This window comes from Streptomyces sp. NPDC026659 (assembly GCF_040638245.1).
GTDB lineage: Bacteria > Actinomycetota > Actinomycetes > Streptomycetales > Streptomycetaceae > Streptomyces.
Genome location: NZ_JBEZXY010000003.1, coordinates 437,025 through 459,979, shown reverse-complemented (window position 1 = coordinate 459,979; position 22,955 = coordinate 437,025). Strand labels below are relative to the sequence as shown.

Annotated in this window: 23 protein-coding genes; 4 read left to right on the top strand and 19 right to left on the bottom strand. The window is 71.6% G+C overall.

The window, feature by feature from the left end; all coding sequences use genetic code 11:
• Positions 1-12: 12 nt before the first annotated feature.
• The 3 genes from AB0E91_RS11010 to AB0E91_RS11000 all read right to left on the bottom strand — a co-directional run bounded on the left by AB0E91_RS11010 (position 13) and on the right by AB0E91_RS11000 (position 3,136).
• On the bottom strand, positions 13-888 hold the full coding sequence (locus AB0E91_RS11010; protein WP_361778457.1) for an alpha/beta hydrolase: 876 nt from the start codon (positions 886-888) through the stop codon (positions 13-15).
• 213 nt (positions 889-1,101) lie between these two features.
• Positions 1,102-2,295, bottom strand: coding sequence for a kynureninase (gene kynU / locus AB0E91_RS11005; protein WP_361778454.1), 1,194 nt, complete (start codon positions 2,293-2,295; stop codon positions 1,102-1,104).
• Positions 2,288-3,136, bottom strand: coding sequence for a tryptophan 2,3-dioxygenase family protein (locus AB0E91_RS11000; protein WP_361778451.1), 849 nt, complete (start codon positions 3,134-3,136; stop codon positions 2,288-2,290). Before AB0E91_RS11000 ends, kynU begins: the two co-directional genes overlap by 8 nt.
• Positions 3,137-3,591: 455 nt before the next feature.
• On the opposite strand from AB0E91_RS11000, the gene AB0E91_RS10995 reads away from it, so the two are divergent.
• Together AB0E91_RS10995 and AB0E91_RS10990 are read left to right on the top strand one after the other, a co-directional pair.
• Complete coding sequence (locus AB0E91_RS10995) at positions 3,592-5,010, top strand: hypothetical protein (protein ID WP_361779063.1); 1,419 nt, start codon at positions 3,592-3,594, stop codon at positions 5,008-5,010.
• A 49-nt stretch (positions 5,011-5,059) separates the two neighbouring features.
• Positions 5,060-5,479, top strand: a complete 420-nt coding sequence (locus AB0E91_RS10990; protein ID WP_361778448.1) for a DUF3151 domain-containing protein — start codon at positions 5,060-5,062, stop codon at positions 5,477-5,479.
• A 72-nt stretch (positions 5,480-5,551) separates the two neighbouring features.
• On the opposite strand, the gene AB0E91_RS10985 is transcribed toward AB0E91_RS10990, so the two are convergent.
• Positions 5,552-5,851: an antibiotic biosynthesis monooxygenase gene (locus AB0E91_RS10985; protein WP_361778445.1), complete on the bottom strand. Its 300-nt coding sequence runs from the start codon at positions 5,849-5,851 to the stop codon at positions 5,552-5,554.
• 98 nt (positions 5,852-5,949) lie between these two features.
• Here AB0E91_RS10985 and AB0E91_RS10980 point away from each other — a divergent pair, with 98 nt between their 5' ends.
• Positions 5,950-6,534 (top strand): TetR/AcrR family transcriptional regulator, encoded by a 585-nt coding sequence (locus tag AB0E91_RS10980; RefSeq protein ID WP_361778442.1) that lies wholly within the window; start codon positions 5,950-5,952, stop codon positions 6,532-6,534.
• Between the two features lie 92 nt (positions 6,535-6,626).
• On the opposite strand, the gene AB0E91_RS10975 is transcribed toward AB0E91_RS10980, so the two are convergent.
• The 9 genes from AB0E91_RS10975 to AB0E91_RS10935 form a co-directional block, all read right to left on the bottom strand.
• Positions 6,627-8,096, bottom strand: a complete 1,470-nt coding sequence (locus AB0E91_RS10975; protein WP_361778439.1) for an MFS transporter — start codon at positions 8,094-8,096, stop codon at positions 6,627-6,629.
• Positions 8,097-8,198: 102 nt separating this feature from the next.
• Positions 8,199-9,221, bottom strand: coding sequence for a class II fructose-bisphosphate aldolase (gene fbaA / locus AB0E91_RS10970; protein WP_361778436.1), 1,023 nt, complete (start codon positions 9,219-9,221; stop codon positions 8,199-8,201).
• 156 nt (positions 9,222-9,377) lie between these two features.
• Positions 9,378-9,929 (bottom strand): orotate phosphoribosyltransferase, encoded by a 552-nt coding sequence (pyrE, locus tag AB0E91_RS10965; protein ID WP_361778434.1) that lies wholly within the window; start codon positions 9,927-9,929, stop codon positions 9,378-9,380.
• A gap of 41 nt (positions 9,930-9,970) precedes the next feature.
• Positions 9,971-10,759, bottom strand: a complete 789-nt coding sequence (locus tag AB0E91_RS10960) for an aldose 1-epimerase (RefSeq protein ID WP_361778431.1) — start codon at positions 10,757-10,759, stop codon at positions 9,971-9,973.
• A gap of 86 nt (positions 10,760-10,845) precedes the next feature.
• Positions 10,846-11,685 (bottom strand): SRPBCC domain-containing protein, encoded by an 840-nt coding sequence (locus tag AB0E91_RS10955; RefSeq protein WP_361778428.1) that lies wholly within the window; start codon positions 11,683-11,685, stop codon positions 10,846-10,848.
• 66 nt (positions 11,686-11,751) lie between these two features.
• Positions 11,752-13,383, bottom strand: a complete 1,632-nt coding sequence (locus AB0E91_RS10950) for a polyamine aminopropyltransferase (protein WP_361778425.1) — start codon at positions 13,381-13,383, stop codon at positions 11,752-11,754.
• 115 nt (positions 13,384-13,498) lie between these two features.
• Entirely contained in the window at positions 13,499-14,023 is a 525-nt protein-coding gene (locus tag AB0E91_RS10945) for a DUF2617 family protein (protein ID WP_356100402.1), read from the bottom strand.
• 412 nt (positions 14,024-14,435) lie between these two features.
• Positions 14,436-14,792, bottom strand: a complete 357-nt coding sequence (locus tag AB0E91_RS10940) for a hypothetical protein (RefSeq protein WP_361778421.1) — start codon at positions 14,790-14,792, stop codon at positions 14,436-14,438.
• A 251-nt stretch (positions 14,793-15,043) separates the two neighbouring features.
• Positions 15,044-15,589 carry a hypothetical protein gene (locus AB0E91_RS10935; RefSeq protein WP_361778418.1) on the bottom strand — a complete coding sequence of 182 codons (546 nt, stop codon included), beginning with the start codon at positions 15,587-15,589 and terminating at the stop codon, positions 15,044-15,046.
• Positions 15,590-16,124: 535 nt separating this feature from the next.
• On the opposite strand from AB0E91_RS10935, the gene AB0E91_RS10930 reads away from it, so the two are divergent.
• On the top strand, positions 16,125-17,306 hold the full coding sequence (locus AB0E91_RS10930; protein ID WP_361778415.1) for a pyridoxal phosphate-dependent aminotransferase: 1,182 nt from the start codon (positions 16,125-16,127) through the stop codon (positions 17,304-17,306).
• A 78-nt stretch (positions 17,307-17,384) separates the two neighbouring features.
• Here the strand turns inward: AB0E91_RS10930 and AB0E91_RS10925 are convergent, their stop codons facing one another.
• The 6 genes from AB0E91_RS10925 to clpB all read right to left on the bottom strand — a co-directional run bounded on the left by AB0E91_RS10925 (position 17,385) and on the right by clpB (position 22,914).
• The gene (locus AB0E91_RS10925; protein WP_361778412.1) at positions 17,385-17,735 is read right to left on the bottom strand and encodes a hypothetical protein; all 351 of its coding nucleotides are present in this window, start codon (positions 17,733-17,735) and stop codon (positions 17,385-17,387) included.
• Positions 17,732-18,208, bottom strand: coding sequence for a prevent-host-death family protein (locus AB0E91_RS10920; protein WP_361778409.1), 477 nt, complete (start codon positions 18,206-18,208; stop codon positions 17,732-17,734). The genes AB0E91_RS10925 and AB0E91_RS10920 overlap by 4 nt, the downstream gene beginning before the upstream one ends.
• A 125-nt stretch (positions 18,209-18,333) precedes the next feature.
• The gene (locus AB0E91_RS10915; RefSeq protein WP_361778406.1) at positions 18,334-18,690 is read right to left on the bottom strand and encodes a hypothetical protein; all 357 of its coding nucleotides are present in this window, start codon (positions 18,688-18,690) and stop codon (positions 18,334-18,336) included.
• A 38-nt stretch (positions 18,691-18,728) separates the two neighbouring features.
• Positions 18,729-19,289: a helix-turn-helix domain-containing protein gene (locus tag AB0E91_RS10910; protein WP_361778403.1), complete on the bottom strand. Its 561-nt coding sequence runs from the start codon at positions 19,287-19,289 to the stop codon at positions 18,729-18,731.
• 133 nt (positions 19,290-19,422) lie between these two features.
• Positions 19,423-19,962: a YbjN domain-containing protein gene (locus AB0E91_RS10905; RefSeq protein ID WP_161181442.1), complete on the bottom strand. Its 540-nt coding sequence runs from the start codon at positions 19,960-19,962 to the stop codon at positions 19,423-19,425.
• Between the two features lie 354 nt (positions 19,963-20,316).
• Positions 20,317-22,914 carry an ATP-dependent chaperone ClpB gene (gene clpB / locus AB0E91_RS10900; RefSeq protein WP_361778399.1) on the bottom strand — a complete coding sequence of 866 codons (2,598 nt, stop codon included), beginning with the start codon at positions 22,912-22,914 and terminating at the stop codon, positions 20,317-20,319.
• Positions 22,915-22,955: the final 41 nt, after the last annotated feature.

Below are 22,955 nucleotides of genomic sequence, written 5' to 3'. Positions count from 1 at the left end.
CGACTCGGCTCTCTACCAGGCCAGTTGGGCGATCTCCTCCGCCACGACCGCGCACGCGTCCGCCGCCGGGTCGATCAGGGGGAAGTGGCCGACGTCCTCCAGGAGCGTGAGGCCGACGACCTCGCCCGCCTTGGCCGCGGCCTCGGCGTATGCCTCGGAGACCGGCTCGGGCACGTCCACGTCGCCGCGGCCCTGGACCAGGGTGGTGGCGATGCCGGTGGGGAGGAGCAGCGAGGGGTCGACGTGGGGACTGCGCTCGGTGAACAGATCGGGTCCGCCCAGGAGTTGGACCACCGCGTTCTCGCAGACCTCCAGCTTCGCCGCCAGGGCGAAGTCGGCGATCGGGGCGAGGGCGACCACTCCGCGCAGGGGTGCGGGGTGGTCCGTACGCCAGGGGGAACCCGCGGGCAGGACATGGCGCGCCGCCGCCCACAGGGCCAGGTGGCCGCCCGCCGAGTGACCGGTCAGGACCATGCGGCGGGTGTCCGCCTGCGGCAGCGCCTCACGGGCCAGCGCGGGGAGGGCGTCGAGGGCGGCGGCCACGTCGTCGAAGGTCTCCGGCCAGCGGCCGGCCTCGTGACCGGTGTCCGCCGAACTCCCGCGCCGGTACTCCACGTTGGCCACCACGAAGCCGCGCCGGGCCAGGTAGTCGGCGAACGGGGTGATGTGACGGCGGTCGTAGCGGGCGCGCCAGGCACCGCCGTGGAACACGACGACCAGGGGGGCCGACAGGGGCTCCGCCGCCTCCGTCCGGGGCGCGTAGAAGTCGATCACCTGGTCCGGGTGGTCCCCGTACGCGGCCGTGGCGTCCGGCTCGACCGGATCGTGCGCGAACGCCGACTCCTCCTCGGCGGCGGCGCGGGCTGCTGCGGCGTCGTCGTCCGGCATGTCCAACCTCTCAGCGAAGGAACGGAATTCGGGGATCGGCTGCGACCACCCCGCCGTTGGCCGGACGGTACCAGGCCGGACACATGCCCCGACATGCGGATGTCACGCAGGGTCACCTAATGGGAGCACCTGCCGTTTTTGTACCTCCGCGTGGCCCGGGGGCCGCCCCGCGAGCGGCCCCCGGACGCACCTGCCTACGTCAGCGCCCCCCGCCTACGTCAGCGCCCCCGCCAGCACCCGCGCCGCCCGCTCCGCGTCCGCGAAGCCCACGTACAGCGGAGTGAAGCCGAAGCGGAGGACGTCGGGATGGCGGAAGTCGCCCACCACACCCCGCTCGATCAGCCGGGGCATGACCTCGGCGGCGTCGGAACAGCGCAGGGCGATCTGGCTGCCCCGCTCCTCGTGCCGCAGCGGTGTGACGCACTCCAGACGCCCCGGCTCCGTGTACTCCGTCACGCAGCGCAGGAAGAAGTCCGTCAGCGCGAGCGACTTGGCCCGCACCGCCTCCACCTGGACCCCGTCCCACACGTCAAGGGCCGCGTCGAGCGCCAGCATCGACAGGATGTCCGGCGTACCGACCCGGCCGCGCGGGGCACCCGGTGCCGCCCGGTACTCCGTGCTCATCCCGAACGGCTCCGCGTGCGAGTTCCAGCCCGGCAGCGGGGAGTCGAAGCGGGGCTGGAGGTCGCGGCGGACGTAGAGGTACGCCGGTGAACCCGGTCCGCCGTTCAGGTACTTGTAGGTACAGCCGACCGCCAGGTCCACCCCGTGCGCGTCCAGACCGACCGGCAGCGCGCCCGCGCTGTGGCACAGGTCCCAGACGACCAGAGCACCGGCCTCGTGGACCGCCGCCGTCAGCGCGGGGAGGTCGTGGAGGCGGCCGGTGCGGTAGTCGACGTGGTTGAGCAGGACCGCCGCCGTACGCGGGCCGAGCGCGGCCGGGATCTCCGCCGGGGTCAGCGCGCGGAGCGTGCGGCCGGTCATGCGGGCCGCCGACTCCGCGATGTAGCCGTCGGTGGGGAAGGTCGTCGCGTCGACCAGGATCTCGTCCCGGTCCTCCCCGGCCATCCGGACGGCGGCCACAAGTGCCTTGAACACGTTGACACTTGTGGAGTCACCCACCACGACCTGCCCCGGTCCCGCGCCGATCAGCGGGGCGATGCGGTCACCGATCCGCTCCGGCGCGGTCCACCAGCCGGACTCCTCCCAGGAGCGGATGCGCAGCTCGCCCCACTGGCGGCACAGCACGTCCCGCATCCGGTCGGGAACGTGCGCGGGCAGGGCGCCCAGCGAGTTGCCGTCCAGATAGACCACGTCGTCCAGGGTGAACTTGTCGCGCAGCGCGGCCAGTTCGTCGGCGGCATCCAACTTCTCCGCCACCAGCGTCAGTTCGTTCGACTCAGACATACGACCTCGCCGTCCACAGCTCGGGGAACACGGTGTTCCGGGCCCGCTTCTCCAGCCACGCCACCCCGGCCGAACCGCCGGTGCCGGTCTTCGCGCCCATCGCGCGACGGGTGGCCACCAGGTGGTCGTTGCGCCAGCGCCACACCAGCTCGGCCACGTTCGTCAGCGCCTCGCCGAGGCGGGCGGTGTCGGCGTCCGGGTCACCGGAGTACACCGCCGCCCAGGCGGTCTCCACCTCCGGCGCGGGCTCGTACCGCTTCGACACGTCCCGGTTCAGCACCGGGACGGGGATCTCATGTCCCCGGCGCGCGAGGAACCGCACCGCCTCGTCGTACAGGCTCGGCTCGTGCAGCGCCTTCTCCAGCTCCGCGTGCACGCGGGGGCTGCCCCGGTGCGGGACGAGCATCGAGGCCGACTTCTCCCCGAGCAGGAACTCCATCCGGCGGTACATCGCCGACTGGAACCCGGAGCCCTCGCCGAGCGCCGAGCGGTATGAGTTGAACTGGGCCGGGGTCAGCTGCGCCAGCGGGCGCCAGGACGCGTTCAGCGCCTCCAGCTCGCGCACGGAACGCTTCAGCGCGGCCGTCGCCGTCGGCACGTCGTCCGAGCGGAGCGCCTTGGCGGCGGTCTCCCACTCGTGCGTGATCACCGTGAACCACAGCTCCATCACCTGGGTCGTCACCAGGAAGACCATCTCCCCGGGGTCGTCGGAGAGGGTGTGCTGGAGGTGGGTGAGCACATCGGCCCGTACGTAGTCCTCGTACGGCGTCGTGCCCGCGAAATCGAGATGCGGAGTCTCGGGCTCAGCGGCCTCGGAAGGGAGGTGAGCCTGCTGGGACATCGCTGTCTCCTGTCGAACTACGGGTAGCGGTCCGCCCCTGCCGATGCCGGCACGGGGGCCCCGGTCCCCAGCTCGAATCCTGCGCAATCCCCCCGGATACGGCAAGGGCTGTCTGCTCCACCTGCCGTCCCAGGAGCCTCGTACGTCCTCGAAACCTCATTCCCTCGCCGAACGTGATCGCCTATCGTCGCGGCGGGGATCACGGCCAACGACCGGCTACGGGGAACGCGGGGGAACGCGATGCTGCACGCGCGCACACGGACGGCAGAACCGGGCGGTACGGCGGGACCAGGCAGGACACCGAGGCAGCGCGGCGGTACGCCGGAACCGGGCCGCTCCGTCCCCCGCACCGGCCGATGACCTCCCTCGGCACGCGCCGCCCCGGCACCACCACCGCGCCCGCGCCCACGTCCGCGTCCGCGTTCCCGCGCCGGGTGCCGCTCTGGCTCGTCCCCATGCTGTGGACGACCGCGCTCGGCCTGTGGGGACTGCCCCGGCGGCACAGCCTGTGGCGCGACGAGGCCGCGACCTGGCAGGTGGCCCTGCGCGACACCTCCGACATCTGGCACATGCTCGGCCAGGTCGACGCCGTCCACGGCCTCTACTACCTCCTGATGCACGCCCTCTTCACGTGCTTCGGCCCCGGCACCGCCACCCTGCGGCTGCCCTCCGTCCTGGCGATGGCGGTGGCGGCGGCCTGCGTGACGGCCATCGGCGCACGGCTCGCCGGCCGGTGGGCCGGACTCGGCGCGGGGCTGGCTCTGGGGCTGCTCCCCGCGGTGCAGTCCTATCTCCAGGAGGGACGCCCCTACGCACTGGTCGCCGCCGGTGCGGGCATCTCCACCCTGCTCCTGGTGACCCAGCTGACCGACCGCGCCCGTACGGCACGCTGGACGGCCTACGGCGGCACGATCCTCCTCTGCGGCCTCCTCAACTGGCTCTCCCTCCTCACTCTCCCCGCCCACGCCCTCACCCTCGCCCTGTCCCGGGCGGGGCGCGGCACATGGGCCCGCTGGTCGGTGGCTTCCGCCGTCGCCGTGGCCGGTACCGCTCCCCTGGTCCTCTTCAGCCACCGGCAGTCGGCCCAGATCTCGTGGATACCGCCCCTGACGTGGCACATGCTGATCGGCCCGGCGGTGCTGGTGGGAGTGGGATGCCTGGGGGCCCTGGCGGACCGGGCTCGCGGGAACCGGGCAGGCGCCGGCCCCCGCCCCGCCCGTCTCTCCCTCGGCGTCGTCGGACTCCCGCTCCTCGCCGTCCCGCACCTCGGTCTCGTGCTCCTCTCCCTGGTCAAACCCCTGTTCCTGGACCGGTACGTGCTGTTCAGCCAGCTCGGGCTCGCGCTGCTGGCCGGGGCCGGGCTGGGCGCGGCTGTGCGGGCGGTGCGGCCACGGTTTCCCCGGGGCGCGCCGTTCGTGCTCCCCGTCGTCCTGGCCGTCGCGGTGGCGGCTCTGCTGCCGTACTCCCTCGCCAAGCGGTCCCCGGCGAGCCGGGTGGACGACGTGTTCGCGGTGGCTGGGCGGGTCGAGCGGTTGAAGCGGGACGGGAACGCGGTGCTGTTCGTGCCGGCCGCCCGCCGCGACACGGCGCTGGTCTCTCCCGGTGCCTTCGCGGGGCTGCGGGACATCGCGCTCACGGAGGGGCCGGTGGAGTCCGGCACGTTGAAGGGCGTGGAGGCGGAGCCCGGGCGGATACGGGCCGCGATGCTGCGTGAGCGGCGGATTCTGCTGGTCACGGACGCGCCGAAGGTCGCACGGCCGGTGTCGGGACGGCGGGACAGGGTGAAGCGGGACGTGCTGGGGAAGTACTTCACGGCGGTCGCGGACGAATGGGTGCGGGGCCGGCGGGTGACGGTCTACGAGCGGACGGCGTGACCCCGGAGGGAGACCGTGGGCGCCGCTCCCCCAGTGGCAGACTGCATCCATGACGACGCACAAGAACCTGCTCGGCGGCCCGGAGCCGACCCTCCTCCCGGAGAACGAGGACGCCTACCGGCTGCTGGCCGAGGACTCGCTCGCCCCGGCCGAGGTCGTGGCCAAGTACCCGACCTTCTCCCTGGCCTGGGCGATGCTCGCCGACGACGCCTTCGAGGCGGGGCGCGTGGTCGAGTCGTACGCCTACGCCCGGACGGGGTACCACCGCGGCCTCGACCAGCTGCGCCGCGCGGGCTGGAAGGGCCACGGCCCCATCCCCTGGAGCCACCGCCCCAACCGCGGCTTCCTGCGCTGCCTCGCCGCCCTCACCCGCGCCGCCGACTCCATCGGCGAGAAGGACGAGGCCGAGCGCTGCCGCCAGTTCCTGCGGGACAGCAGCGAGGAGGCGTACGAGGAGCTGATGCGCTAGCCGGACCGGTGCGACACCGGCCAGGTATCCGGGGGACGGCGACCGATCCCGCCCCCGGTGCCGGGCCGCCGGTCAGGCTATGTGGCTCAGCACCGTCGTCCTCGGCGGTCGGCTCAGCATGCTCGTCGCCTCGGCCATGCCCTCGCGGGCCTCCGCCATGTGGGCGTGGAAGGCGCGGGCGCTCTCCCACTGCTGGACCGAGTAGAAGGCGCCGGGGTCGGTGAGGTCGGCGTAGACGCGGGAGCCGAGGAAGCCGGGCTTCACCGAGGTCTCTATCGCGTGGACCAGGGCGTCGCGGGCCTCCTGTTCCGCGCCGTCCTTGGCGTGGATCTCGATCAGGACCGTCACGGCGGACGCGTTGTCGTCGGTCACCGGCTCACCCTTCCCATCGGATTTAAGATGCACTGGTGCTTCTCATTCGACTGTAGGGCTGGCCGGTAAGATGTGCAAGTACGTCTTAAGGGGGAACCATGCAACGACGAAGAGGCCCGCAGCTGGAGAACGCGCTGCTCGACGCCGCGTGGGCGGAGCTGGCCGAGCGCGGGTACGCGGGATTCACGGTGGAGTCCGTCGCCCAGCGCGCCGGGACCAGCACCCCCGTGCTCTACCGCCGCTGGGCCAACAAGCACGAGCTGGTCACCGCGGCCGTCACCCACGCCGCCACGACCCGGACGACCGAGGCCCCCGACACCGGCTCTCTGCGCGGCGACCTCATCGCCATGATGCGGCGCGCCAACGAGACCCGCGTCGACCTGCTCGCGGCGCTCACCGCGGTCCTCGGCACCTACTTCGAGGAGACCGGCACAAGCCCCGCCGAGCTGCGCAGACGCGTCCTCGGCAACGACCGCTCGACCGCCGAGACCATCCTCCAGCGGGCCGTCGACCGGGGCGAGGTCCCCGCCGAGAAGGTCACCGCGCGCATCACCGCCCTGCCCTTCGACCTCTTCCGCCACGAGGTCCTGACCACCCTCCAGCCCGTGCCGGACGACGTGATCGAGGAGATCGTGGACGACATCGTCCTTCCCCTCACCAGCGGACCCGCACGCCGCGCCTGACCCCAAGACACCGGCTCCAAAACCTCGGCTCCAAAACCCCGGCTCCAAACCTCGGCTCCAAACCACGGCTCCAAACCCCGGCTTCGAGCCCCTCACTTCACCCCCCGCTCCAGCGGCGGAGCCGTGAGGCTTCCGTGCGTCCGGCACTCCGGGTGCGCGCACTCCGGGGTCGGACGGCGGCGCACCAGCGTGAAGGCCAGGACCGACCCCAGGACCAGCACCCCAGCGCAGATCGGCATCGCGCGGTCGAAGGAGCGGTTGAAGGCGGCCGCGGAGCGGTAGGCGTCCGGGCCCATGCCGGTCAGGAGAGGGAGCGCGGCTACCGCGATCAGGCCCGCCGCGCGCGCCGCCGCGTTGTTGATGCCGCTGGCCACGCCCGCGCGGGCGGTGTCCACCGAGGCGAGGACGGTCGCGGTCAGCGGGGCCACCAGGGTGACCATGCCGGTGCCCATCACCAGCAGCGCGGGCAGCACGTCGGTCGGGTAGTCCGCGTCCGGCCCCACCCGCACCATCATCAGCATCGCCACCGCGCACAGCAGCGGACCCACCGTCAGCGGCAGCCGGGGCCCGATCCGGTCGGCCAGCGCGCCCGAGCGGGACGAGAACAGCAGCATCAGGACGGTCGTCGGCAGCAGGGCCGTACCCGCCTGAAGGGGCGAGTACCCCGCCACCACCTGGAGCTGGAGCGCAGTGAGGAAGAAGAAGCCGCCGAACGCCGCGTACACGCACAGCGTGACGATGTTGACCGCCGTGAACTGCCGCGAGGAGAAGATGTCCAGCGGCAGCATCGGAGCGGCCCGGTGCTTCTCGACGTACACGAACGCCACCGCCGACGCCACGCCCGCGACCGCGCTCACCACCACGCCCACGGACGCCGAGCGCGCCTCGATCAGGGCGTACGTCAGCAGGGCGAGCGCCAGCGCGCCGAGGACCGCGCCGAGCACGTCGAACCGGCCCGGGGGCGCGCCCTCGCCGGAGGACTCCGCGTCCGACTCGGGCACGTGCCGCAGCGCCACGGGGACACACACCAGCGCGAGCGGGACGTTCAGCAGGAACACCCAGCGCCAGCCGGGACCGTCCACCAGCCAGCCGCCGAGAAACGGCCCCACCGCCGCGCCCACACCGCCGAACCCGGACCACAGGCCGACCGCGCGGCTGCGGTCGTCGGGGTGGAAGGACGCCTGGATCAGCGCGAGCGAGCCCGGGGTCAGCAGCGCGCCGCCGATGCCCTGGAGGGCGCGGGCACCGATCAGCACGGCCGGGTTCGGCGCGAGCCCGCACAGCAGCGAGGCCGCCGCGAACCACACCACGCCGATCATGAAGACCTTGCGACGGCCGTAACGGTCGCCCAGCGAGCCGCCGAGCAGGATAAGCCCCGCCAGGGTGAGCATGTACGCGTTGACCGTCCACTGGAGCGCGGAGAGGCTCGCGTCCAGGTCACGGCCGATGCGGGGCAGCGCGACATTGACGACGGTCGAGTCCAGCAGGGCCATGCTGGAGCCGAGCACGGTGGTGAACAGGATCCATCTGCCCTTGGACGAGGCCAGCCGGACATCGGGCATGACCCAGATATACCCCGGACATACGTAGTGGACCCGGTGCCTGAACAGGCACCGGGTCCACTACGGGTATCCCTGAGGGGTCGCTGCGGACTCCCCAAGGACCTACTTCATCTTGTTGCCCGCCGACCGCAGGTTGTTCGCCGCCACCACGACACGCGCGGCCATCGACGCCTCGGCCAGCTTGCCCCAGGTGCGCGGGTCGTAGGCCTTCTTGTCGCCGACCTCGCCGTCGATCTTCAGGACGCCGTCGTAGTTCGAGAACATGTGTCCCGCGACCGGACGGGTGAACGCGTACTGCGTGTCCGTGTCGATGTTCATCTTCACGACGCCGTTCTCCAGCGCGGTCAGGATCTCCTCCTCCGAGGAGCCGGAGCCACCGTGGAAGACGAAGTCGAACGGGGACTGCTTGCCGAACTTGGCGGCCACGCCGTCGTTCAGCTCCTTCAACAGCTCGGGGCGGAGCACGACGTTGCCCGGCTTGTAGACGCCGTGGACGTTGCCGAAGGAGGCGGCGAGCAGGTAGCGGCCCTTCTCGCCCAGGCCCAGGGCCTCGACCGTGCGGATCGCGTCGTCCACCGTGGTGTACAGGGAGTCGTTGATCTCGTGCGTGACACCGTCCTCCTCGCCACCGGTGGGGGTGATCTCCACCTCGAGGATGATGTTGGCGCGGCGGGCCTGCTCAAGCAGCTCCTGGGCGATCTCCAGGTTGTCCGCGAGGGTCTCGGCGGAGCCGTCCCACATGTGCGACTGGAACAGCGGGTGGCGGCCCGCCTTCACGCGCTCCTCGGACAGCGCGAGCAGCGGACGCACATAGCCGTCCAGCTTGTCCTTGGGGCAGTGGTCGGTGTGCAGGGCGATGTTGACCGGGTACTTCTCCGCGATGATGTGCGCGTACTCGGCGAGCGCGACCGCGCCGGTCACCATGTCCTTGCTGTACTGGCCGCCGAGGAACTCCGCGCCACCGGTCGAGATCTGGACGATGCCGTCGCTCTCCGCCTCGGCGAAGCCGCGCAGCGCCGCGTTCAGGGTCTGGCTCGACGTGACGTTGATGGCCGGGTAGGCGAACTTGCCTGCCTTCGCCCGGTCGAGCATCTCGTTGTAGACCTCGGGGGTTGCGATGGGCATCTGTCCGCTCCTCGTGTTGCGGGTTGGCGTTCTGCGTGGCGGCCCTGAACTTGGACCCAGGGGGCGACGACGTCAGCGTCGTGCCCATCTTTCCAGACCCGGCCCGGCGGGCGGCCTGGCGGTCATGGCCAGGAAATTCCACGCCGTGGCGGGCCGTCAGTCCAGACCCAGTTCATCCTTCGAGAAGGCGAACCGGTACGGAACGCCCGCTCCGGCCTCGATCTTCTCCGCCGCACCCGTCGCGCGGTCCACGATCGTCGCCACCGCGACGACCTCCGCACCGGCCTCGCGCACCGCCTCGACGGCGGTCAGCGGCGAACCGCCGGTGGTGGAGGTGTCCTCGACCACCAGCACGCGCCGGCCCGCGATGTCCGGGCCCTCCACACGGCGCTGGAGACCGTGCGCCTTCGCGGCCTTGCGCACCACGAAGGCGTCCAGCTTCTTCCCGCGCGCGGCGGCGGCGTGCAGCATGGCCGCGGCCACCGGGTCGGCGCCCATGGTCAGACCGCCCACCGCGTCGAAGTCGAGGTCGGCGGTGAGGTCGAGCAGCACCTGGCCGACCAGCGGGGCGGCCTCGCCGTCGAGGGTGATGCGGCGCAGGTCGACGTAGTAGTCGGCCTCCAGACCCGAGGAGAGGGTCACCTTGCCGTGCACCACGGCCTTGTCCTTGATCTGTTCCAGCAGTTCGCCACGTGCGTCGGTCGTCATACGGCCAGCTTAGAGGCGGCTCCGGCGTGACGGCGGACGGCTCAGAGGCGGCGCCAGCTCCAGGTCGTGGACGTCTCCAGCGGGTCCAGCGGGGTCACCAGGCGGGGCGCGGTGTTGAGTCCGTTGGGCGGCCCGGTCTGCGGCTCGACGCACACGGCGGCGTCCTGCTCGTCGTAGACGACGGCCCACTGCTCGCGGCTGGTCAGCCTCAGCTCCAGCTGTCCGGGCCAGGTCAGGGTGACGTCCACGCCCTCGGGCATCCCGAAGCAGTCGTCCCAGGGGCCCGGCCGGGGATCGATCCGGTTGCCGGTCGGCAGGTGGTCCTCGCCGCGCTCCTCCTGCCAGGACGGGGTGAAGTCGATCCGTACGCCCTCGCCGCCCAGGGTCCGGTTGAACCAGGGGTGCCAGCCGATCTGCGCCGGGAACGAGTCCTCGTACGTCTCCACCGCCATGGTCAGCGTCAGGCTGTCCTCGCCGAGGCTCACGATCTGGGTGACCCTGCCGTGGTGCGGCCAGGGGTCGGTCAGCTCGTACGTCAGGACGGCCTCGTCCGCCGAGACGCGGGCGGTGCGCCAGGCGCCGTCGCGGGTGGTGCCGTGGATCGCGTGCGGCGGGGAGTTGAGCGGCATCTGCCGTACGACACCGCCGTCCAGGAACCGGCCGTCCCTGATCCGGCCGCACCAGGGGACCATCGGGAAGCACCCGAACCGCTCGCCCTGCCGCAGCAGCTCCGTGCCGCCGACCTTCAGCCCGGCGACCCGTCCGCCCTTCCCGGGCCGGACCACGACCTCCGCGTCACCCGCGGCCAACACAATGTCTTCGTCACTCACGGGACGACCCTACTCGCGTACGGGCGGCGGGCCCGTGGTGTACGGGCCCGTGGTCTACGGGCCGTCGTCCCAACGGCGTTCGCGTCTCAGCGGCGCTTGCGCAGGGCCCGGGTGACGACGATCGCGGAGGCGAGCGCGAAGGCGGCGGCGGGAGCCGCCCAGCGGAGCGTCGAGCCGGCGGCGACCGTCTGGGGGGCGGGGACGGGGGCGTAGCGGCCGCGCGGCGGGGCGTGGTCCACCTCTTCGGCGCTGCGGCCGATCATCGTGCGGCGCGCGTGCGCGGCTTCCGCCGGAGGCCCGGCGGGGGGTTCGGCGGGCCCGGCGGGGGGCTCGGCGGGGGCGGTGAAACCCGTAGGGGTGTCCTCGGGGTCGGGGGTGAGGGAGGACGGGGGGACCTCGGTGTCGAAGACGGAGGTGTGGGCGTCGGCGGCCGCTTCCTCGGGGCCGGACTCCTCCGGCTGCTCCGGCGCCTCCGGGGGCGGGGGCGCGCTCGACTCCCGCGGCTCCTCGGCCAGGCCCTCCAGGAAACGGGTCAGCAGGCGGGCCGCCGCCGAGGTCAGCTGGTCCGCGGGGAGTTCGGCCGTACGGGCGCCCGTCGTGGTCGTCGCCGTCGCGGTCAGGTCGGCCGTCGTACCGTCCGCGGCCTCCGCGAGCCGTACGGTCACGGTGAACTCCGCGCTGCCCGTGCCCCGGGACTCGGTCGCCTCGCCCTTGATCGTGTAGCTGCCGTCCTCGTGGCGCGTGACCCCGGCCGTACCCCGGTACGTCACCGAGTACCCGCCCACGCGCAGCTTCAGCCTGCCGGTCAGCGGGTCGGCGGTGGCGTCCTGCTGAAGCCCGGGTACCGCCCGGGCGACCCTTACGGGGTCCGCCAGGGCCTCCCTGAGCCGGTCGGCCGGAACCGGGACGAAGACCTGGTGCTCCATGTCGCCCGAGCCTACCGAGTGGGCGCGGATTTTCACCCTGGAATGCGGCCGGCCCGGTGGGAGCCCTCAGTACCTCGGGTGCGCCAGGGTCGACGCCACCAGTCCCGTCATCCGCGTACGGCGGGCCGCCCGGGCGTCGGCCGTCAGCTCGGCCGGGGTCAGGGTGCGGGGGCGGGGGCCCGTGAGGCGGAGGCGGGGCGGGGAGGGGCCCGGGGTGGCCAGGAGGTAGCCCCAGTCGGGCGGGGTGCCGGCGCGGGCGGCCGAGCGGTCGGGGCCCGCCGGGAAGCCGGAGTCGTGGCCGAGGACGCGGTAGGGGGAGGCCGAGAAGCCCGCCGCGCGCAGGGTCGTCGCCACCGTCCAGAAGACGCGGGGGCGGGTGGTGACCGGGCCCGCGTGGACCACCAGGCGGCCGCCGGAGGCGAGGGCGCGGCGGGCGAGACCGTAGAACTCCTGGGAGTAGAGCTTGGTGCTGGCGGTGATGCCGGGGTCGGGGAGGTCCGCGATCACCACGTCGTACCGTCCGGCGGGGGCGAGGCGCAGCCGGCCGAGCGCGTCCGCCGTGGTGACGTGGACGCGCGGGTCGGCGAGGGCGTGCGCGTTGAGCGCGGCGAGGCCGGGGTCGCTGCGGGCGAGCCGGAGCAGCCCGGCGTCCAGCTCGACCACGTCGACGCGCCGTACTCCGCCGTACCGCAGCACCTCGCGCGCGGCCAGTCCGTCCCCGCCGCCGAGGATCAGCACGCGCGCGTGCGGGCCGGACATCGCGGGGTGGACCAGCGCCTCGTGGTACTGCCGCTCGTCCCGGCCGCCGACCCTGAGCCGTCCGTCGAGGAAGAGGTCGAGCGGCTTGCCGTCGGTGCCCCCGGCGAGGACGACCTCCTGGACGTCGGTCTGGAGCGCGACCCGTACGCCACCGCCGTACACCGCCTGCCGCGCGGCCCGTTCGAAGTCGCCCGCGAGCGCGGCGGCCGAGGCGAGGACGCCGAGCACCACGAGCCCCACGACGAGCAGCACCCACCGCGCGCGACGGCTCAGATCGCGGCGGAAGAGGCCGAGCACCAGGGCGCTGCCCGCGACCACGTTCACCGAGCCGGTGAGCAGCGCGCCGGTCAACTGGCCCAGGAACGGCAGCAGGAGGAAGGGGAAGGCGAGGCCGCCGACCAGCGCGCCGACGTAGTCCGCCGCGAAGAGGTCGGCCACCGCGCCGCCCGCGTCCTGGCGCCGGATGCGCTGGATCAGCTCCATCAGCAACGGCACTTCGGCGCCGACCAGCAGTCCGATGGCCAGCGAGAACGCGACCAGCAGACAGCGCGGTCCGTCCGCCCACACGCCGCCCCAGCCGCCGGTCCACGCGAAGACCGCGTACAGCGCCATGGCGCTGCAGCCGCCGACCAGCGCGAGCGCGGTCTCGATCGCGCCGAAGCCGACGGCCGCGTGCCAGCGCAGACGTTTGGCGGCGAGCGAGCCGATGCCCATCGCGAACACCATCACGGACAGCACGACGGACGCCTGGGTGACCGAGTCACCCATCAAGTACGAGGCGAACGCGACGAGTTCCAGCTCGTACACCAGTCCGCAGGCCGCGCAGACGAAGACGCACGCGAGGACCAGGAACCGCCCGGTGCCGGGCCGCACGGGCAGCCACGCGGGCTCGGCCCAGGGCGGGGCACCCGGGGACACGGGGGCGTGGGGTTCGATCACGTTGCGACGTTACGTCACGGCGTACGCACGCTTCGTCACCCACACGTGTGGAACTCGGGCGTCTGGCAGCGCGATCGGTTTACGGCGGCCAGAGTTGGTTGACTTGAGGCCGGGGTCAGCCGGGCTGCCCGGCGGGCACGCGTACGCCGACGCGGGTCCTGGTCGCCACCAACTGGCCGTCCTGCGGGTAGGCATGCCAGGTGCGCCAGTGCACCTGACCGCCCTGCCGCTGGGCGAGCAGCGCGGTGAAGGCGTGCGGGCTGCCGGGGAAGACACCGGCCAGTCCGTGCGGGTGGTCGGAGACCAGGGCCAGCAACTCCTGGGCGCGGCCCGCAAACTGGCCCGGCGTCAGCATCTCCACGCGCGCCGCGAACTCGTACTCCCAGTCACCGATCCGCTTGGCGACGCCGAGCGGGAGGGGCGTGCTGGAGCCGGGCATGCACGCCACGGTCTCCGAGCAACTGCCGTTCTCTTCTTCGAGGAGGACCTGGTGGGAGGCGCCGAGGAGCCTCAACTGAAGTCTCGCCCCGCTCAGTTCGAGGTCGAGGGTGGCCAGGGCCGGGAGCGGTTCGCGTCCGAGGGCCCAGGCGAGGTCGGCAGCGCGCGTATCTGTGTAGGAGGTGTTCAGGGTCGTGAGCATGGATCGGCTCCGCTAACACGCATGAGGGAGAGGGCAGTCCGGCGCACCTCGGCGGACACCGGGGCGGTCGGCCCGCTCGGCCCGGCTGGAGGGGGGTGTCCTTGGGACGCCCGAGGGCTGCGGTGGTGATTTAGAGGGAATCATGAACTGTGGCCGTGCCACAGCGTTTTTACCCAACTTCGTAGGGTTTCCATCCCTCAGAGGGCCCCACAGCTCAACTGTTCAACGACGCCATCCGGGGGCCGACCGGGAGCCTGGGGAGGGGTGTTGGCGGGACTGGAGTGGAGCGTGGTGACGGTGGGCCGGGGTGGGGCGTCACGGCCGGTGCCGCGGGGCTCGCGCCGCACCCCGATTCGCCCACTGTCGCTACGACGCCCCGCCCCCGGCTACGCCGCTCCCCGTCCAGCCACCCTCAGCTGCCGCCCCCGCAACCGCCCCCACCGCCGCAGGACGAGCCGCCCCCGCACGACGAACCCCCGCCGCACGACGAGTGGCCGCCGCCGCAGGAGTGACCGCCGCCGTGGTGACCGCCCCCGTGGTGGCCACCGCCACCCGACGAGCCGGAGTCGTTTCCGGCCACCCACCAGCTCGTCCCGGCGTCCGACGAGGACGACGAGGACGACGAGGAGCGGTACGACGACCGCGACCCCACACCTCCGCGCCGCTTGCCGAGCGAGACGTTCCCCCGCGCGCGCCGCCGCGCCGGCGACTTCGACGCCGCCGCCACGACGATCAGCAGCGCCACCACCAGGACAATGCCGACAACCATGGCGTCATCCCCTTTCCGTTCCCCCGAAGCGGCCCCCCGTGGGCGCCTCGTCACCGCGCCGTGCGACGCGGTGACCGGGGGATGCCCGGCCCGCCGTACGGCCAAAGCAGAGTTGAGCAACTTCTGAGGATTGGCCCCGGTAAACGGCCTCTGACCTGACCCGAAACGGTCAAGCCCGGTGCCCGCGGAGAAGGCCGCGGGCACCGGGCTTGGTCGTCGGGGCCGATCGATTCCCGACCCCTCGGCGTTCGTCAGGCGTGTCCGGAGACGTACCCGATGACCAGGGGATAGTTCGGGTGCTCGTCCTCTCCGTTCGCTCCGTCGCGGGCTGTCGTCGCGAACGTCACCGCGTAGTTGCTGCCCTCAGGGAAGTCGTAGTCGCACCAGGTGAATCCGTTGGCGGCGCCATTGGCGTCGGTGCAGGACCCCGACCTGCCCTTCTGCGGGCCGTTGATGAGGGTCCACCAGAGAATCACGCGCTTGCCGTCGGCGATGTAGTCCTGGACCGCGAACTTGTCGCCGTCCGAGTAGAAACACCCGTAACCCGCGGTCCCCTGCATGAGGGTGCACCATTTGGTGGTCGTGGCCTGCGCCGGTGTGACCACACTGAACGCCAGCACTGCGGCGAACGCCGACGTGATCGCTGCCTTGATCACCGAGGATTTCTTCATTCCTGCCCCCAACTCGTCGAGCCACAAGAACCAGTGCGCCACACGGTAAGGAGCTCGCAAAATCACGACAACCGCGTTCTCTTTTCTCTGAGGAAAACTTGAGCCGACCGCCCATTTTGTCGCCATAAAAACTCCGGGTGGCCGCCTCCGCAGCAGTCGCCGCACCCGGCGCCCGGCCGGCACACGGGGACGCGCACACGACCGCCGCCCGCAGCACCCCCGCCCGAGCTAACCCTCGGCCGGCAACACGACAGCGACCCGCCAGATCACCGCATCCGGTGCCGAGAATTTCCACGCCGATGCACGCGAAGGGACGCGCGGAATCCGGGCGGTGAACACCCCACCGCCGTCACCGCATCCGGACGCCGCGAGGATCTTTCCGGCCGAGACAATGCTGAACCCGGCCGGTCCCGCGCAACTCCACATCGCGGTCACGGACGACACTCCGCCCACCGACACGGGAAGCGTGACGCCTCGCAGGAAAGACTTCACACGGTCGCTCCCGGATCACGAATGGGTAATGCGGCATTCACAGTGAATCCCCTTTTCTTCGCGCCAGGACGCCAGCGGAACGGCCATAACCAGCACGGGACGCCCGAGTGATCGTCAAGAAAATCCGGGGAACTTGAGCCGGACTTGAGTTCCCGGGCAGGATGACCGCATGACCTCCACCGCACGCCCGTACCTCAACCGCCGCCTCGCCGAGTTCGGGACGACGATCTTCGCCGAGATGTCCGCCCTCGCCGTGGCGACCGGATCGATCAATCTCGGGCAGGGGTTTCCCGACACCGACGGGCCCGAGGAGATCAGGGAGGCGGCGGTGCGGGCGTTGCGGGACGGACGGGGGAACCAGTACCCGCCGGGGCCCGGCGTACCCGAGCTGCGGAACGCCATCGCCGCGCACCAGCGGCGCCGGTACGGGCTGACGTACGACCCCGACACCGAGGTACTGGTCACGGCGGGCGCCACGGAGGCCATCGCCGCGACGCTGCTGGCGCTCCTTGAGCCGGGCGACGAGGTCGTGGCCCTGGAGCCGTACTACGACTCGTACGCCGCGAGCATCGCCATGGCGGGCGGGCGGCGGGTGCCCGTCACGCTGCGGCCCGACGCGGGCCGCTTCACGCTCGACCTCGACGAGCTGCGCGCCGCCGTCACCGACCGCACCCGTCTGCTGCTGATCAACACCCCGCACAACCCCACCGGCACCGTCCTCACCCGCGCCGAACTGGCCGCGATCGCCGAACTGGCCGTGGAGCGCGACCTGTTGGTCGTCACGGACGAGGTCTACGAGCACCTGGTCTTCGACGACGCCGAGCACGTCCCGCTGGCCACGTTCCCCGGGATGCGCGAGCGCACGGTGACCATCGGCTCGGCCGGCAAGACGTTCTCCTTCACCGGCTGGAAGGTCGGCTGGGTGACCGCCGCGCCGGGGCTGGTGAGCGCGGTGCGCTCCGCGAAGCAGTACCTCACCTTCGTCTCGGCGGGCCCGTTCCAGTACGCGGTGGCCGAGGCGCTGGCGCTGCCCGAGTCGTACTACGACGACTTCCGCCGCGACATGAGCGCCCGCCGCGACCTCCTCGCGACGGGCCTGGCCGAGGCGGGCTTCGACGTCTTCCGTCCCGCCGGCACCTACTTCGTCACCGCCGACATCCGCCCCCTCGGCGAGAAGGACGGCTTCGCCTTCTGCCGCGCCCTCCCGGAACGCGCGGGCGTCGTCGCCATCCCCAACGCCGTCTTCTACGACGACCGCGAGGCGGGCGCGCCATTCGTCCGCTTCGCGTTCTGCAAGCGGACGGGTGTGCTGGAAGAAGCGGTTGCCCGCCTCAAGCAGTTGGCGGTCTGACGGAGCGCGTGGAAGGAGGTCCGCCGAGGGGCAGGGGCGGGGTCTGCTCGCGGGTCCCGCCCCAGAAACGGCTCAGGCTCACTCGGTATCTTTCGGATGCCGCGGCGAGGCGTACACGAGGATCACGGTGGAAGTCTCCGAGCTGACGAGGTAACGCACTCGACCGCCACTGGTGACCTCGTACTCCCACTGCTCAAGGTCGGAGCCTTTCCATACTTTGGTCGCGTGCCTGCCTCGTAGCTGATGCTGGCGACTCCAGTTGGACCGGGACAGGGGATCGCTTCGGAGGGCGTCCAGGCAGCGATGCGTGCTCGGCAACGCGACACGGCACAGCTCCTCCCAGCCGGTCACCGCCTCCGTCGTGCCGAAGACGACGTTCCAGCCGTCGAGGGGCGGAACACTGACCCGGTCACCCTTCTTCGGGCTCACCCACGCACCTCGACCGAGCCGAGGTCATCACCATCGAGTGCACGCACCGACTCCCTGAGCTGGTCGGGATCGGCATTGATGCGAGCCGTGGAACGCCAGGAGATGATCGCCCGATGCACGGCCTCTCCCGCACCTAGTTCGGCGGCGTCCGACAGCGCTTCGAGAAGCTCGACGGTGAAGGCCCGAACCTCTTCCGCGTCCAGGTGCCGCACCCAGGGGAACACCTCAGGAAGCGCGAGAAGAAGCGACTTGGCACCCTCGTCCTGCTTCATCAGCGCAAGGAAGAGCCGTGAGGCGGTGGTCAGGTTCTCCTCGTCGTGCTCCGCCCGGACAGCCGTGGTCAGCACCATGTCCGGCGCGTCCCGATGCGTGACACGGAGACGCCCCAGGGCGGCCGCTCTGGCCGCGACCCCCTTGGGGTTGCGGGAGAGATCGGTGAAGGAGACGGATTCCGTTTCTGCTTCCAGACGCACACTAGACATAATCAGAGCCTACTCAGATCGTGCTCTGACTTCTAGTGCGCCCCCGCCATCAGTGCTGCGCGAGGCCGCGGTGCGGCTGCGCGGCATGTGAGCGGCGGATACCAGCGGGCACGGCCTCAGTGTGCCGACAGGCTCCGCTCGATGAGGTCCACCGTCGCCCGGGGGTCGTCGACCTCGACCACGAGACGTGCGTAGCGCTCGTCGGCGAGTTCGACGACCACGGCCCTGGCGCCGTCCTTGACGTCCCAGAAGACCCACTCGCCCTTGGTGTGGAACGAGCCCGCGACGAGGAGGCCGGGGAAGTGGGAGCCCGGGGCGCGGAGGCCCTTCGGCTCCTTGACGATGCCCGGGTCGGCGGTGGCGCCCCGGACGTTCGCCAGCGGTATGTCCAGCCGGCTCTTGAGCGCCCAGAGCTTGTCGAGCCCTTCCATCTCCACGACCAGGGTGGAGCCCTCGACGGTGATGCGTGCCATGTCGGCCTCTTTCGGTGAACGGGGTGGGTGGGGACGGCTCAGCCGTGGGAGGTGAGGCTCCGTGCGAGGGCGGTCCCCGCGAGCAGCACATCGTCGTTCGAGGCACCGGCCCTGGCCCGGACGCGCAGCCCGAGCAGGGTGGCGGTCACCGCGGTCGCCGCGCCCGCCACTCCCGGGGAGTCACCGTCGTCCCCGGCGTGCGCGGCGGTGCCGAAGGCCCCGTCCAGCGCGGCGAACGCCGTGGCGACGAGTTCGCCCACCTCGGCGTCGACGGGGGCCCGCTCGATCGCGGCCATCAGCAGCAGGTCGACGCCGTTCTCCGCGCCGGGACCGGCGAGGGCCTCCTCGATGGCGCCCCGCACCCCCGCCTGCTCGGCGAGGCGGTCGGCGAACGGCGTGAAGAGGTGCTCGACGGACCAGCGCAGCGCGGCCAGATAGAGCCCGCGCTTGCTGCCGAAGGTCTTGTACAGGCTGTTGCGGTGCACGCCGAGGTGCGCCACCAGGTCGTCGATCGACGTTCCGTCGTACGCCCGCACCGAGAAGAGCGCGGCGGCCCGGCGGATCACCTCGGCCTCGTCGAACCCTCTTGGTCGTCCCATGCGCCGACCGTAGCCAGTTGAGGAACGTTCAGTCAAGAACAATCGTTCCTTAATCAGCGCCGCAGGTACGACGAAGGGGCCCGGGGTGGCATCACCCCGGGCCCCTCGAAGTCCGCGTGCGGACCGGCGGGGACTAGTCCTCGTCCTCGCCCGGCTTCTCCGCGTCGTCGATCTCGTCGACCTCCTGCTCCAGGCCGAGCTGCTCCACGATCCACTTGTCGAACTCGATCGCGGCGCGGACCCAGCTGACCGTGGAGGAGACGAAGTGGTTGAGGTCGACGCCGGTGCCGACCAGCATCTGGGCCTCGCCGATGAGGCGGACGGTGCCGTCCTCGTGGGTGTGGGTGTACACCTTCGGCCACAGGGTGCGGCGGTTCCACTCGTCGACCGTCTCGAGCAGCTGCGGCTTCTCGTCGATCTTGTGGGGACGGTCGTAGAAGGTCCGTACGGAGAAGACCGCCTGCTCGTCCTCACCGCGGAACATGAAGTACGTGCGGAACTGCTCCCACGGAGCCGCGAGGTCGCCCTCCTCGTCCACGACGTACTTCAGCTCCATCTGCTCGAGGAGCTGCTTCACGAGGTCCTGATCCGGGACGACGGGGCCCACAGGTCCCTGGGGCTGCGGGTCGGGCTGGCCCCCGAAATTCGGAATCGAGGACGGGTCGATGCTCACCGTGTTTTTCCCTTCGTACGGATACCGCCATCCTCCCCCAGAAGGGGAGGCCCCTGGCAAGCCCCGCCGCGCCCTGTAAGCCCTCGGCGGACACGGAGTCCCCGGACCGGCGGCGGCCGTCCGGCATGATTCCGCCATGCGCATACCAAGAGTGGTGCGATGGGTCCTGTGGACCCTGTGGACCGGCTGTCTGCTGTTCATCATCTGGTTCGCCTGGGCGGCGTGGACCGCCTTCCAGGGCATGGAGTCCTCATGAGCGAGTGACACCCGGCGGCGTCGGTGAAACACGCGCGGGCCCCCGTCCGCACCGGAAGGTACGGACGGGGGCCCGCGTCACGGGTTCCGCTACGGCGCCTACAGCGTCTTCGCCGTCGCCGGTCCCACGATCAGCTCGTCGCCGAAGCGGTCCACGCGGACCGTGTCGCCGTCCTTGATCTCGCCGGAGAGGATCTCCTTGGCGAGGCGGTCGCCGATGGCGGTCTGGACGAGGCGGCGCAGCGGGCGGGCGCCGTACGCCGGGTCGTTGCCCTCCTCCGCGAGCCAGGCCAGGGCGTCGGGGGTGACGTCCAGGGTGAGGCGGCGATCGGCCAGGCGCTTCGCGAGGCGGTCGAGCTGGAGGCGGGCGATCCGGGCGAGCTCCTGCTCGTCGAGCGCGGAGAAGACCACCAGGTCGTCAAGGCGGTTCAGGAACTCCGGCTTGAAGGAGGCCCGCACCACGTCAAGGACGCGCTGCCGCTTGTCCGCGTCGTCCAGCGCCGGGTCGACCAGGTACTGGCTGCCCAGGTTGGAGGTCAGCACCAGGATGGTGTTGCGGAAGTCGACCGTGCGGCCCTGGCCGTCGGTGAGGCGGCCGTCGTCCAGCACCTGGAGCAGGATGTCGAAGACCTCGGGGTGGGCCTTCTCGACCTCGTCCAGCAGGACCACGGTGTACGGGCGGCGCCGCACGGCCTCGGTGAGCTGACCGCCCTCCTCGTACCCCACGTACCCGGGAGGCGCGCCGACCAGGCGGGCCACGCTGTGCTTCTCGCTGTACTCCGACATGTCGATGCGGACCATGGCCCGCTCGTCGTCGAAGAGGAAGTCCGCGAGCGCCTTGGCGAGTTCGGTCTTGCCGACACCCGTCGGGCCGAGGAACAGGAAGGAACCGGTGGGACGGTCGGGGTCGGCGATGCCCGCGCGGGAGCGCCGTACCGCGTCACTCACGGCCTGCACCGCCTCGCGCTGGCCGATGAGCCGCTTGCCCAGCTCGTCCTCCATGCGCAGCAGCTTCTGCGTCTCGCCCTCCATGAGGCGGCCCGCCGGGATGCCGGTCCAGGCGGCGACGACGTCCGCGATGTCGTCGGAGCCGACCTCCTCCTTGACCATGGTGTCGCGGGCGGCCTCCTCCTCGGCCTCCGAGGCGGCCTCCAACTCCTTCTCCAGCTGCGGGATCTGCCCGTAGAGCAACTTGGCCGCAGTGTCGAAGTCGCCGTCGCGCTGGGCGCGTTCGGCCTGGCCGCGCAGGTCGTCCAGGCGCTCCTTCAGCTCACCGACCCGGTTGAGGGACTGCTTCTCCTTCTCCCAGCGGGCGTTGAGGTGACGCAGCTCCTCCTCCTTGTCGGCGAGGTCGCGGCGCAGCCGCTCCAGACGCTCGCGGGAGGCGGGGTCGGTCTCCTTGCCGATCGCCAGCTCCTCCATCTTCAACCGGTCGACGGAGCGCTGGAGTTCGTCGATCTCGACGGGCGAGGAGTCGATCTCCATGCGCAGCCGGGACGCGGCCTCGTCGACGAGGTCGATCGCCTTGTCGGGCAGGAAGCGGGAGGTGATGTACCGGTCGGAGAGCGTCGCGGCGGCCACCAGCGCGCTGTCCGCGATCTGCACCTTGTGGTGCGCCTCGTACCGGCCCTTGAGGCCGCGCAGGATCGCGATGGTGTCCTCGACGGTGGGCTCCGCGACCAGCACCTGCTGGAAGCGGCGCTCCAGGGCGGGGTCCTTCTCGATCCGCTCGCGGTACTCGTCGAGCGTGGTCGCGCCGACCATGCGCAGCTCGCCGCGGGCCAGCATCGGCTTGAGCATGTTGCCCGCGTCCATGGCGGAGTCGCCGCCCGCGCCCGCGCCGACGACCGTGTGCAGCTCGTCGATGAAGGTGATGATCTGGCCGTCGGAGTCCTTGATCTCCGAGAGCACGGCCTTGAGCCGCTCCTCGAACTCGCCGCGGTACTTGGCGCCCGCGACCATCGCGCCGAGGTCCAGCGAGACCAGGCGCTTGTTCTTCAGGGACTCGGGGACGTCACCCTTGACGATGCGCTGGGCCAGGCCCTCGACCACGGCGGTCTTGCCGACGCCCGGCTCGCCGATGAGGACGGGGTTGTTCTTCGTACGGCGGCTCAGCACCTGCACGACCCGGCGGATCTCGTGGTCCCGGCCGATGACCGGGTCCAGGCGACCCTCACGGGCGGCGGCGGTGAAGTCGGTGCCGAACTTCTCCAGGGCCTTGTACTGGCCCTCGGGGTCGGCAGTGGTCACGCGGCGTCCTCCCCTGGCCTTCTGGAAGGCCTCTTGCAGCTTCTTCGCGTCGGCGCCCTGCTTCTGGAGCACCTCTCCGGCGGCGCCGCCCTTCGCGGCGATGCCGATCAGCAGATGTTCGGTGGACAGGAACTCGTCCCCGAGTTCCTTGGCCCGCCGGTCCGCGTCCGCCAGGACCGCGAGGAGGTCCCGGCTGGGCTGCGGCGGGGCCACGGTGGAGCCGGTCACGCCGGGCAGGCCCGCGACGATGCGCTCGGCGCCCGTGCGGACGGCGGCCTGGTCGGCTTCGACGGCCGCGAGCAGGTCGGTGATGTTGCTGTTGTCCTGCCCCGCGAGCAGCGCGAGGAGCAGGTGCGCGGGCGTCAGATCCGGATTCCCCTCGGTCACGGCCCGCTGGCTGGCCGCGTTGATCGCGTCCCGGCTCCTGTTGGTCAGCTCGGCGTCCACGTTCGTGTTCTCCTCCTCGACACGTCCTCCACTGATGACTT